At 73.5% G+C, this 11973-nt stretch carries 10 protein-coding genes; 6 read left to right on the top strand and 4 right to left on the bottom strand.

Features of this window, described 5'->3' with window-relative positions; all coding sequences use genetic code 11:
* The coding region (locus tag GSF22_RS08620) for a phosphoribosyl-AMP cyclohydrolase (RefSeq protein WP_208812649.1) at positions 1-848 on the bottom strand (848 nt) is incomplete at its 3' end.
* A gap of 149 nt (positions 849-997) precedes the next feature.
* Here GSF22_RS08620 and GSF22_RS08615 point away from each other — a divergent pair.
* From GSF22_RS08615 to GSF22_RS08605, 3 genes are all read left to right on the top strand, one after another.
* On the top strand, positions 998-1783 hold the full coding sequence (locus GSF22_RS08615; protein ID WP_208812647.1) for an ABC transporter ATP-binding protein: 786 nt from the start codon (positions 998-1000) through the stop codon (positions 1781-1783).
* Positions 1783-2538 carry an ABC transporter permease gene (locus GSF22_RS08610; RefSeq protein ID WP_208812645.1) on the top strand — a complete coding sequence of 252 codons (756 nt, stop codon included), beginning with the start codon at positions 1783-1785 and terminating at the stop codon, positions 2536-2538. Before GSF22_RS08615 ends, GSF22_RS08610 begins: the two co-directional genes overlap by 1 nt.
* Positions 2539-2628: 90 nt before the next feature.
* On the top strand, positions 2629-3234 hold the full coding sequence (locus GSF22_RS08605; RefSeq protein WP_208812643.1) for a TetR/AcrR family transcriptional regulator: 606 nt from the start codon (positions 2629-2631) through the stop codon (positions 3232-3234).
* A 47-nt stretch (positions 3235-3281) separates the two neighbouring features.
* Here GSF22_RS08605 and GSF22_RS08600 read toward each other — a convergent pair whose 3' ends face one another.
* The 3 genes from GSF22_RS08600 to GSF22_RS08590 form a co-directional block, all read right to left on the bottom strand.
* Positions 3282-4061, bottom strand: coding sequence for a DUF2470 domain-containing protein (locus GSF22_RS08600; RefSeq protein ID WP_208812641.1), 780 nt, complete (start codon positions 4059-4061; stop codon positions 3282-3284).
* A 96-nt stretch (positions 4062-4157) separates the two neighbouring features.
* The gene (locus GSF22_RS08595) at positions 4158-5951 is read right to left on the bottom strand and encodes an ABC transporter ATP-binding protein (RefSeq protein ID WP_208812651.1); all 1794 of its coding nucleotides are present in this window, start codon (positions 5949-5951) and stop codon (positions 4158-4160) included.
* A 5-nt stretch (positions 5952-5956) separates the two neighbouring features.
* On the bottom strand, positions 5957-7801 hold the full coding sequence (locus tag GSF22_RS08590; protein WP_208812639.1) for an ABC transporter ATP-binding protein: 1845 nt from the start codon (positions 7799-7801) through the stop codon (positions 5957-5959).
* Positions 7802-8075: 274 nt separating this feature from the next.
* Between GSF22_RS08590 and GSF22_RS08585 the strand changes: the two genes are divergently transcribed.
* From GSF22_RS08585 to GSF22_RS08575, 3 genes are all read left to right on the top strand, one after another.
* Positions 8076-8705 carry a TIGR03085 family metal-binding protein gene (locus GSF22_RS08585; protein WP_208812637.1) on the top strand — a complete coding sequence of 210 codons (630 nt, stop codon included), beginning with the start codon at positions 8076-8078 and terminating at the stop codon, positions 8703-8705.
* Positions 8706-8937: 232 nt separating this feature from the next.
* Positions 8938-9891 (top strand): terpene synthase family protein, encoded by a 954-nt coding sequence (locus GSF22_RS08580; protein ID WP_208812635.1) that lies wholly within the window; start codon positions 8938-8940, stop codon positions 9889-9891.
* A gap of 169 nt (positions 9892-10060) precedes the next feature.
* A complete protein-coding gene (locus GSF22_RS08575; RefSeq protein ID WP_208812633.1) occupies positions 10061-11887 on the top strand; it encodes an AMP-dependent synthetase/ligase in 1827 nt (608 codons plus the stop codon).
* The last annotated feature ends 86 nt before the right edge of the window (positions 11888-11973 follow it).

Raw genomic sequence — 11973 nt, 5'->3', positions numbered from 1 at the left:
GTAGGGAATTGTCCCGTACGGGGGGTGGGTACCGGTGACCCGGTCCGGGTGGCGGCGCCGGTCAACTGCGTGAGGTACCGCTCCAGCCGCCCGTCGGTCAACGCCTCGGCCAGATCGGTACCGGTCACCCCGGCCAGCTCGGCCGCGTACGGTCGGACCAGCGGCACGGCACCGGTCACCAGCCGGACGGCGGCGGCACAGACCTCGGCCACCGGGGCCGGCCGCAGGCCGAGGCAGACCAGCATGTCGTCGCGGTACCCGGGCGGGGCGACCGGCAGCGCCAGCGCGGCGGCGAACGCGGTGCGGCGGGAGGACACGGTGACCGAGGGGTTGGCCAGGCGTAGCACCGAGGGGCAGAGCATGGCCAGGTCGTTGGCGGCGAGCCGGGCGCCGAGGGCGTCCCCGCCGGCCCGGGCGCCGACCACCTTGCCCAGGTTGGCGATCAGGTCCTCGAACCGGGGTTCCCCGGCCGGCTGGCGCAGGACCGGTACGTCCAGCCAGGAACGCCAGCGGGGATCGGCCCAGAGTAGTCGGGTCGGCGCGTCCACCGGCAGTCCGAAGGCCCAGTCCGCCGGTTCGGCGAGCCGGCGCAGCCACGAGTCGACGTCGCGTACGGCGACCGACAGGTGGGTCAGCCGGCCGGCGGTGTCCGCCAGGAACGCCGGCCGGGCCGCGTACGACGGGCCGCTGACCAGCACGTCCAGGTCGACGTCGCTGTAGTCGGTGGCGGCCTGCCGGGCGTGGCTGCCGCGCAGCAGGATGCCGACGACGGGGCGCTGCGTCAGGTGGCGCAGCCGGGAACACCAGTCGTCCAGGAAACCACTCGCTAGTGACGGAGGGTGACCCACCGCGTCATCGTGCCGCACGCCCGATCGGGGTGCAATGCCCGTTGCCGGACTCCCTGTCCGATCCGGATCCGGGTCCCCCGGCCCGTTGTGCACCGACGGCTATTTCATCTACCGTTGATTTCAACACATGATGAGTTCCGGGAGGATCGGTGGAGAACGCGATCGACGTCCGCGACCTCGTCGTCGCACGGGGCCGACGACGGGTACTGCACGGCGTCACCTGCGCGGTACGCCGCGGCACGGTGACCGGGCTGCTCGGGCCGAGCGGCAGCGGAAAGACCACCCTGATGCGGGCGGTGGTGGGGGTGCAGACCGTCACCTCGGGCACCGTCACCGTGCTGGGCCGGCCTGCCGGATCGGCGCCGCTGCGTCGCCGGCTCGGCTACCTGACCCAGGCACCCAGCGTCTACGCGGACCTGACCGTGCGGGAGAACGCCCGCTACTTCGCCGCGCTCCAGGGACAGGGCAGCGCCGAAGCCGACCGGGTGGTGGCGGAGGTGGGGCTCGCCGCAGCGGCCGGCCAGCTCGTCGGCACCCTCTCCGGCGGGCAGCGCAGCCGGGCCTCCCTGGCCTGCGCCCTGATCGGCCGACCGGAACTGGTCATCCTCGACGAGCCCACGGTCGGGCAGGACCCCGTGCTCCGGGCCGAACTCTGGGCGCGGTTCCACGAGCTGGCCGGCGCCGGCACCACCCTGCTGGTCTCCAGCCACGTGATGGACGAGGCGGCCCGCTGCGACCGGCTGCTGTTCATCCGGGACGGACGGCTGATCGCCGACGACACCCCCGACGGGGTACGCGCCACCACCGGGGTGACGGACCTGGAGGAGGCGTTCCTCCGGTTGATCAGGGCCGCCGGCAGCGGGGACCGCGGAGCACCCCGCGACGGCACCGGGCCGGGTGTCGGCGGCCCTCGGCCGGACGGGACGGTGGCCTGATGCACCCGCCGATCCTGCTGGCCACCACCCTGCGCATCCTGCGTCAGCTGCGCCACGACCGGCGGACCGTCGCGCTGCTGGTGGTCGTACCCGGGGTGCTGCTCACCCTGCTCTACTTCATGTTCTCCGGCCAACCCACCCCGCCCGGCCGACCGAGCACCTTCGACCGGATCGCACTGATCATGCTCGGCGTCTTCCCGTTCATCATCATGTTCCTGGTGACCAGCATCGCGATGCTGCGCGAACGCACCTCGGGCACCCTGGAGCGGCTGCTGACCACGCCGCTGGGCCGGCTCGACCTGCTCTTCGGGTACGGCATCGCGTTCGGGCTGGCCGCCGCCGGCCAGGCGGCGATCTCGGCCGCCGTGGCGTACCTGCTGTTCGACCTGGACACCGCCGGCAGCAGCGGCCTGGTGATCATGATTGCGGTACTGGACGCGGTGCTCGGTGTCGCACTCGGACTGTTCTGCAGTGCCTTCGCCCGTACCGAGTTCCAGGCCGTACAGTTCATGCCGGTCGTGGTGATCCCGCAGTTGCTGCTCTGCGGGCTGTTCGTCGCCCGGGACGAGATGGCCGGCTGGCTCCAGGCGGTCAGCGACGTGCTGCCCCTGTCGTACGCGGTCGAGGCCCTGCAGGAGGTGGGGGCGCACCCGGAGCCGACCGGCACGATGTGGCGTGACGTCGCGGTGGTCGGCGGTGCCGTGGTGCTGGCCCTAGTGCTCGCCGCCGCCACCCTGCGTCGGCGCAGCGGCTGACCCCCCGACCCGGCCGGCCGGTGCCGACAGCGGCCGGCCAACGGCCCGGCAGCTGACCGGGCACCGACGGCACGACGAGGGAGGCGGATCGTGGCGGGACGGACCGGCCGGCGGGCCGGCAAGCCGGACACCCGGGAGTCGATTCTGGCGGCGGCCCGGACGGTCTTCGCCGAGCGCGGTTTCGACGGCGCCTCGATCCGCGCCATCGCCGCCGGGGCCGGCGTCGACCCGGCGCTGGTGCACCACTACTTCGGCACCAAGGACCAGCTCTTCCTGGCCGCGATGAACTCGCCGGTCGATCCCCGGGAGCTGCTGCCGCAGGTGCTCGACGGTGATCCGGGGGAGGTCGGTACCCGGCTGGTCCGCACCTTCCTCGGCATCTGGGACTCGCCCGCCGGGTCGGCCGCGGTCGCCCTGCTGCGGTCCGGGCTCACCAACGAGTGGACCGCCCGGCTGCTCCGGGAGTTCCTCACCACCCAGGTCATCCGCCGGGTACTCCAGCACCTGGACCTCGATCCGGTCGAGGCGCCGTTGCGCGGGTCGCTGGTGGCCAGCCAGATGATCGGCCTGGCCATGATGCGGTACGTGATCCGCCTCGAACCGGTCGCCTCGGTGCCGGCGGAGACCCTGGTCGGCACGGTCGGCCCGACCGTACAGCGGTACCTGACCGGTGACCTGCCCGCCGGTCCGGCCTGAACCCGTTCCGGCTACCGGATGCCCCGGCCACGATCGGGTGGGTTGGTTCAGGACCGCCCGACCCGGTGGACCGCCGCCCCGGCCGGGGCGTGCCCGGGGCGGAGCACCGGTTGCAGCAGCCGGACCAGGTCGGCCCGGTCCCGCACCGGACGGGGAAAGACCAGCCGGGCGGTCCGTTCCGGGCCGGGGCGGCCCAGCGCGACCACCATGCCGTACCGGTCGATCCGGACCAGCCGGGGCGGGGTGCCGGACGCCCGGTCGGCGAGGTGCCGGGAGAACAGTTCGGTGAGTCGGGGAGCGTGCCGCCGGGTGAGGTCGACGATGATCTCCCGCTCCACCGGGTGCAGCGGGTCCGGTTCGGCGACGACGTACTCCCCGGGGTCGATCCGGAGCACGGCACCACCGGTCTCCAGCCGCACCTCGGCCGGTTCGAAGCGGTGGAGCGCGAACCCCCGACCCACGTCCAGCAGGTCCCCGGTCGGGTCGGTGTCGGCGAAGTCGAGGGCGGCCTGCCGGGCCTCCGCCCCGGTGAGCGGCGCGGCCCACCCGGAGATCCAGACCCGGCCCAGGGCCGGGGACCCGGCGGCCGGTGGCAGGTCCGGTACGTCGAGCACGACCGCGGTTTCCGCGCCCGCCCCGGGCCGGAGTGCCCGGGCCAGGTCGCTGACCACCGAGACGAGCAGCAGGACCCGCCCCTGCGCGTCGGTGGCGTGCCGGACCTGGTGCGGTCCGAGGCCGTGGGCGACGTACGCGGTGCCGGGCAACCGGCCGGCGCTCAGGGTGCGGGCGATCTCGGCGGGGCTGGGCTGGGTCGGGCTGGATGCCATCGCGTGCTCCAATAAAGGTTAGCCTTACCTAACCTGAGGCTAGACCATGTGACCGGAGCAGTCGAGCGGTGACCACCTCCCGGTGACCGGCGCCGGTCAGCGGGTCTGTTCCAGCCAGGAGGCGTAGAGCAGGCCGTAGATCGAGGACGGGTCCCGGACCAGTTCCTCGTGCGGGCCACGCTGCACGATCCGCCCCCGGTCCACCACGATCACCTCGTCGGCGGCCTGCGCGGTGGAGAGCCGGTGCGCGATGGCCAGGGTCGTCCGGCCCCGGGTCACCGCGTCCAGGGTGCGTTGCAGGCGTACCTCGGTGGCCGGGTCGACCGCACTGGTCGCCTCGTCCAGCACCAGCAGGTCCGGATCGGCCACGTACGCCCGGGCCAGCGCCACCAGTTGCCGCTCCCCCACGCTGAGCGCCTCACCACGCTCACCGACCGGCGTGTGCAGGCCGGCCGGCAGCCCGTCCAGCCAGTCACCGAGCCCCAACTCGGTGAAGGCCGCGCCGAGTTCCGCGTCGGTCAGCTCCGGCCGGGCGAACCGGACGTTCTCCGCCACGGTCGCGTCGAAGAGGAAGCCGTCCTGCGGCACCATGACCACCCGGGAGCGCAGCGAGGCGAACCGGACCCGGTCCAGCGGCACACCGGAGAGCAGCACCGTACCGCTGGTCGGGTCCATCAGCCGGGTGAGCAGCTTCGCGAAGGTGGTCTTGCCGCTGCCCGTCTCGCCCACCACGGCGACCCGGCTCTTCGCCGCGATGTCCACCGTGACGTCGTGCAGCACCGGCGGACCGTCCGGGTAGGCGAAGCCGACGTCGGCGAAGCGGACGTCCAGCGGACCGGGCGGCAGGTCGACGCCCTGGACACCCGGATCGGCCACGTCGGGCGCCACGTCGAGCACGTCGAGCACCCGCCGCCAGCCGGCCACCGCGTTCTGCGCCTCGTTGAGCACCTCGGTGGCGATCTGCACCGGCTGGATGAACAGGGTCACCAGGAAGAGGAAGGCGGTGAGCTGGCCGATGCTGAGCGTGCCGTCCACCCCGAGGACCACCCCGAGCAGTACCACGCAGGCCAGCGCCAGACCGGCGGCCACCTCCCCGACCGAGGAGCCGAGGACGCTGGTCCGGATCGCCTTCTGCTGGGCCACCCGCTGGGCGTCGATCGCCTCGTCCAGCCGGGCGGCGGTCCGGCCGGAGACGCCGTACGCCCGGATCACCGGGGCACCGACCACGCTCTCCGCGACGGCGGCGAGCAGGATGCCGGTCCGCTGCCGGACCACCCCGTACGCCCCGGCGAGCCGCCGTTGCAGCAGCCGGATGATGAACACGGCGGGCAGGAAGGCGGCGTACACCACCAGGGTGAGCTGCCAGGAGTAGAAGAGCATCACCCCGGTGGTGACGACGAGCTGACCCAGGTTGACCACCAGGATCACCCCGCCCCACTGGAGGAACTGGGTGAGCTGGTCGACGTCGCTGGTCACCCGGGACACCAGGGAACCGCGCCGCTCCGACTGCTGGTGCAGCATCGACAGGTCGTGCACGTGCCGGAACGCCCGGGTCCGCAGCGCGGCCAACGCGGTCTCGGTGACCGTGAACAGCCGCCGCATCATGAGGTACCCGCAGGTGGTGGTGACCACCAGTACCGCGCAGGTCGCCACCACCACGGCGGCGACCACGTCCAGGTGCGGGCCACCCGGGGCGGTCAACCCCCGGTCGATGCCCTGCTGCACGGCGACCGGTACGGCGGCCCGGCCGACCATGGAGGCCAGGGCCAGGGCGAGGGTGCCGGCCAGTCCGGTACGCAGCTCCGGGGAGAGCGCGAGGCCACGCCGCAGGGTCTGCCAGGTGCTCTCGGTCGGCTCGGGAGCCGGGGTGCGGGGCGGGGCCTCGGTCAGCGCGGTCAACGGATCGCCTCCTCGTCGGTGTGGGTCCGTTCCCGCTCCCGTTCTGCCTCGGCCTGCTCGTACGCGGTGACCAGGTCGGCGTAGCCGGGCACGGTGGCGAGCAGGGTGTCGTGCGCCCCCCGGGCCACCACCCGGCCCTGCTCGACGTAGACCACCTCGTCGGCGAGCGCGATGGTGGCCCGCCGGTAGGCGACCACCAGGATGGTGGCGGCCGGACCGGCGGCGTCGTCCCGCAGGGCGGCGAGGATGGCCGCCTCGACCCGCGGGTCGACGGCGCTGGTGGCGTCGTCGAGCACCAGCAGCCGGGGTCGGCCGGCGAGCGCCCGGGCCAGGGTGAGCCGCTGCCGCTGTCCGCCGGAGAGCGAGGTGCCCCGCTCACCGACCATGGTGTCCAGCCCGTCGGGCAGGGCCGCGACGAACCCGTCGGCCTCGGCCAGGCGCAGGGCCGCCCAGACGGCGGCGTCGTCGATACCGGGCCGGTCGAGGGTGATGTTCGCCCGTACCGTGTCGTCGAAGACGAACGGCACCTGGGCGACCAGCGCGGCGGTGGAGGTCAGCGCCGCCAGGGTCAGGTCCCGGATGTCCACCCCGTCGATGCGGACCGTCCCGGCGCGCGGGTCGACCAGCCGCAGGGCGAGCGCGGCGATGGTCGACTTGCCGGACCCGGTCGGCCCGACCAGGGCGACCGTGCGGCCGGCGGGCACGGTGAACGACACCTCGCCGAGCACCTCGGTGCCGGGGGTGTGCTCCTCGGCCGGTTCGTACCCGAACCAGACGTCGTCGAACTCCAGGGTGGCCGGGGTGGTGCCGTCGCCGGGCAGCGTGGCGGTGCCGTACGGCATGTCGCCGGTGGCCCGGAGCACCTGCTGTACCCGGTCCCAGCCGGCGACGCTGCGGGGGACCTCGGCGAGGACCCAGCCGATGGCCCGGACCGGGAAGGCCAGCACGGTGAACAGGAACGCCACGCTGACCAGCTCGGTGACCGTGATGGCGCCCTGCCGCAGCCGGATCGCGCCGACCACCAGTACGGCGAGGGTGCCGAGACTGGGCAGGGTCTCCAGCAGCGGGTCGAAGACGCCGCGCAGCCGGCCGACCGCGATCAGCGCGTCGCGCAGCTCGCCGGCCCGGGCGGCGAACCGGGTGGTCTCCTGCGCCTCCCGGCCCATGGTCTTGACCACCAGGGCGCCGTCGAAGCTCTCGTGGGCGATCGCGCTGACCTCGGCCCGGATCCGCTGCGCGCGGGCCTGGCGGGGTGCCATCCGTCGGGAGTAGACCACGTTGAGCATGAACAGCGCCGGGAAGATGGCCAGCCCGACGAGGGCCAGCACCCAGTCGGTGACGAAGAGCGAGACGATCGCGGCGACCAGCATCACCACGGTGCCGACCGCGAACGGCAGCGGAGCGATCGGGTACCAGGTGGCCTCCACGTCGGAGTTGGCGTTGGAGAGCAGGGTGCCGGTGGCGTGCCGGTGGTGCCAGGACAGCGGCAGGTCGAGGTAGCGCCGGGTGACCCGACGCCGGTACGCGGCCTGGAGCCGGAACTGCATGTAGCCCGCCCCGAGCCGCCGCCCGAAGATCGCCGCCACCCGGAGCAGGCTGATACCCAGCAGCAGGGCGGCGGCGAGCGCGAGGGCGCCCCACTCGACCCGGCCGGCGGCGATGGACGGCACCACCACCTCACCGACCACCGCGCCGACCACGTAGGCACCGGCGATCACCAGCAGCCCGAACAGGACACTGCCGGTGACCGCGACCGCGAAGATCCGCGGCTGCTCCCGGATCGCCCGGCCGAGCACCCGCAGCCCCCTGCCGAGCACATCCCGGCTTGTCCTGGTCGTCACGCTCTCCCCCGCCGTAAGCCACAATTCTGCCCCCTCATCCTTACCGAGCGGGTTCGGCAGCGCTGACCCGGCCCGGTTATGGCGGCGGTCACACCGGACGCCCCGGCGGGTGGCCGGGGTGCGGGGGAAGGTCCCCTCCTGGACCGCTTCCGACCGATCACGGGCGCCCTTCCCCCACCGGCGCCCCAACCGGTTCCGCAACCGGGAGGCCGTCCGCACCGCACCGCGCCGCGCGTACCGGGCCGTTGCCGGTCCGGGGCCCTACCATCGGGTCATGCCGAGGTACGCCCAGGCGGAGCGCCAGGCGCTCGCCGACCTGTTCCTGGCCCTCGGGCCGGACGCCCCCACCGTCAACGAGGGCTGGAACGCCCGTGACCTGGCCGCCCACCTGGTGGTGCGGGAGCGGCGTCCGGACTCCGGGCCCGGGATCGTGTTCCGCCCGCTGGCCGGCTACACCGAACGGGTCCGGCGGCGGGCCGCCGCGCGGCCCTTCGACGAACTGGTCGGGCAGGTACGCCGGGCGCCCTGGTGGAGTCCGCTGAGCAACCCGCTCACCGACGAACTGGTCAACACGGTGGAGTACTTCGTCCACCACGAGGATCTGCGCCGGGCCCAGCCGGACTGGCAGCCCCGGGACCTGCCCGCCGGGTTGCAGGCGGTGCTCTGGAAGCGGGTGGCGCCGATGGCCCGGATGGCGCTGCGCCGCTTCCCGGCCCGGCTGCTCGTGCAGGGGCCGGGGTACGGCGAGGTCACCGTGGGCGCGGGCGGCGAGCCGGTCCGGATGGTGGGGGCGCCGGGCGAACTCGTGCTGTTCCTCTTCGGCCGGCAGCGGGTGGCCCGGGTCCAACTCGACGGGCCGGCCCAGCTGACGGGGCAGTTGCGTACCGCCCGGCTGGGTGTCTGAGGTCCGCCTCCGGCGGCGCCACGAGTGCCCGCCCGCCCCGCACATCCAGCCCTGACGATGCCCCCGTAGGCTCGGCGGCGCAACCTCTCGGGCCGCCCCGCCGCCGGACAGGCCGGGGTACCGTGCGGCCTGCGCACGTCTGCCGGTACGCCGGATCGGGACACCAACCGGGTTGCCGGGCCGTGGACCGTACCGCCGAGCGCGGCCCGCCGGTTCAGCGGCAGGAGGACCGATGCGCGGATTGGCTGTCGCGGCGTTGACCATGCCACCGTTCCCCTCACGGGTGCACGCGGAGGCGTCCGGGGCCGGCGTCGAGTCGGCCCGCTGGGCGGCGGAGTTCGGACTGGTGACGACCACCGCCACCGCCCGACGACTGGCGCAGGCGAGCCCGGCGGAGCTCGCCGGCCGGGCCTGCCCGGACGCGGACAGCCACCGGCTGCGGCTCCTGACCGACCTGGTCACCTGGCTGTTCGCCTTCGACGACAACTGCGACGACGACGGGCTGGGCGCCGATCCGGCGCAGCTCTCCCCCCTCGTGGTCCACCTGCTCGACGTCCTCGACCTGCTCGGCGGCCCGACGCCGGCCGGATCGCTCGGGGCGGCCGGCCCGTTCGGGGCGGCCCTGCACGACCTGTGCCGGCGGGCCCGTGAGGTCGCGCCACCCGCTCTGCTGCTGCGCTTCGCCGGCCAGCTCCGCGACTATCTGCTGGCGCTGCTCTGGGAGGCGGCCAACCGGGAGCGGGACCGGGTACCGGGGGTGGCGGAGTACGTGCGGATGCGCCGGTTCACCGGGGCGGTACAGCCCAGTTTCACCCTGACCGACCTGGCGCACGGGGCGTTCCCGGTGTCCGGTCGGCTGGCCGACCCCCGGCTGACCGCCCTGGACACGGTCGCGGCGGACCTGGTCTGCTGGTGCAACGACGCGTTCTCCTACGACAAGGAGCACCGGCTGAGCCGGGACGGACACAACCTGACCGTGGCCATCGCCCGGGAGACCGGGCAGGACGAGCAGGCCGCCCTGCTGGCCACGGCCGAACGGTTCAACGCCGGGCTGCGCCGGTACGCCGAGCTGGAGTCGGTCCTGCTGGCCGACGGGGATCCGGCGGTGGACCGGTTCGCCGCCGCCCGGCGGTGCTGGATCCGCGGCACCTACGACTGGTCGCTGCACGCCGCCCGGTACCGGTGACCGGGCGCGCCGGCCCGGTCACCACCGCCGGGCGCGGGCCCGTCACCCGGCGGACGGCGGCGCCGCGTCGGCGGGGACTAGCCGATCGGGGTGGCCGGGCAATACTCTTCGGTAACCGCACACCACCGTGACCGAGGTCACGTCCCACCCCTCGAAGGCGGCTACAGCGATGGCTCTCGATGTACCGTACCGGTCCATCCCGGATATGTTCCTCAAGCGCGTGGCGGCGTCCCCCGACCGCGACGCGTTCGCCCATCCCGCGTCGGACGACTCGGGACCGGTCTGGCTGACCTGGCAGCAGGTCGGGCAGCGGGCCAGGGCGATCGCCGCCGGCCTGCACGGGCTCGGTGTCGGCCAGGAGGACCGCGTGGCGATCCTGGCGAACACCCGGCTGGAATGGGTCCTCGCCGACCTGGGGATCATGTGTGCCGGTGGGGCCACCACCACCGTCTACCCCACCACCGAGCCCGAGGACGCGACGTACATCGTCGCCGACTCGGGTTCGCGCATCCTGATCGCGGAGAACCCGGTCCAGGCCGGCAAGATCGCCGGGGCGGCGCTGCCGGCCCTGACCCACGTCGTCCTGATCGACGGTGTCGCCGACCCGGCCGCCGCGGTACCCCAGCTCACCCTGGCCGAACTGGAGGAGCAGGGCGCCCGCGCCCTGGCCGCCGACCCGGGGCTGATCGACCGGATCGTCGAGGGCATCCAGCCCGACCACCTGGCCACCCTGATCTACACCTCGGGTACCACCGGTCGCCCCAAGGGCGTGGAACTGCTGCACGCCGGCTGGGCCTGGGAGGCCGTCGCCCAGGCCGAGCTGGGCCTGCTCACCCCGGACGACCTCCAGTACCTCTGGCTGCCGCTGTCCCACTCGTTCGGCAAGACCCTGATCTGCGGCGTGATCCACGTCGGCCTGCCGACCTACGTCGACGGGCGGGTGGACAAGCTGGTCGAGATGCTCGCGGTGGTCCGTCCCACCCTGATGTGCGGCGCGCCCCGGATCTTCGAGAAGGTCTACAACAAGGCGGTCACCACCGCCCAGGCCGAAGGGGGCGCCAAAGCCAAGATCTTCGCCTGGGCGGTCCGTACCGGCCGGGAGAAGGTCGCCCTGGAGCAGGCCGGCAGGCCGGTCCCCGGTGGGCTGCGGCTGCGCTACGCGATCGCCGAGAAGCTGGTCTTCAGCAAGCTCCAGGCCCGGCTGGGCGGCCGGATCCGGGTCCTGGTGTCCGGTGCGGCGCCGCTGAGCAAGGAGATCGGTGAGTTCTTCGCCGCCGCGAACCTGCCCATCTCCGAGGGGTACGGCCTGACCGAGACCAGCGCCGGCAACTTCGTCAACCGGCCGGGCGGGATCCGGATCGGTACCGTCGGGCAGGCCCTGGGTGACCTGGAGTGCCGGATCGACACCGACGGCGAGATCCTGGTCCGGGGCCGGCCGGTGATGCGCGGCTACCACAACCTGCCCGAGGAGACCGCCGCCGCGTTCACCGAGGACGGGTTCTTCCGCACCGGGGACATCGGTGAGCTGGACGCCAACGGGTACCTGCGGATCACCGACCGGAAGAAGGACCTGGTCAAGACCTCCGGCGGCAAGTACATCGCGCCGTCGCACATCGAGGGCATGTTCAAGGCGCTCTGTCCGTACACCTCCCAGGCCGTCGTGATCGGGCAGGCCCGCAACTACTGCACGATGCTGGTGACCCTGGACCCGGACGCGATCACGGGTTGGGCGGCCGGCGGGCCGCTGGCCGGGCGCAGCTACCCGGAGATCGTCGGCTCGGCCGAGGCGATGGCGATGGTCCAGGAGCACGTCGACCAGCTCAACGCCAAGCTCAACCGCTGGGAGACGATCAAGAAGGTCACCATCCTGCCCCGGGACCTGACCATCGAGGACGGCGAGATGACCCCGTCGCTGAAGATCAAGCGTCGGGCGGTGGAGACGAACTTCGCCTCCGAGATCGACCGGATGTACGAGGGCACCCTGGCCGAGATCTGACCGGACGGCTGTGCGGCGGGACGGGGTCGGCCCCGTCCCGCCGCACAGCAGCGCGCCGCCGCCCCGCCAGTCCTGGTGCCGGGCGC

This window comes from Micromonospora echinofusca (assembly GCF_017614955.1).
Classification (GTDB): Bacteria; Actinomycetota; Actinomycetes; order Mycobacteriales; family Micromonosporaceae; genus Micromonospora; species Micromonospora echinofusca_A.
The sequence above is the reverse complement of the archived record's forward strand: the minus strand, read 5'-3'. Positions and strand labels throughout refer to the sequence as shown.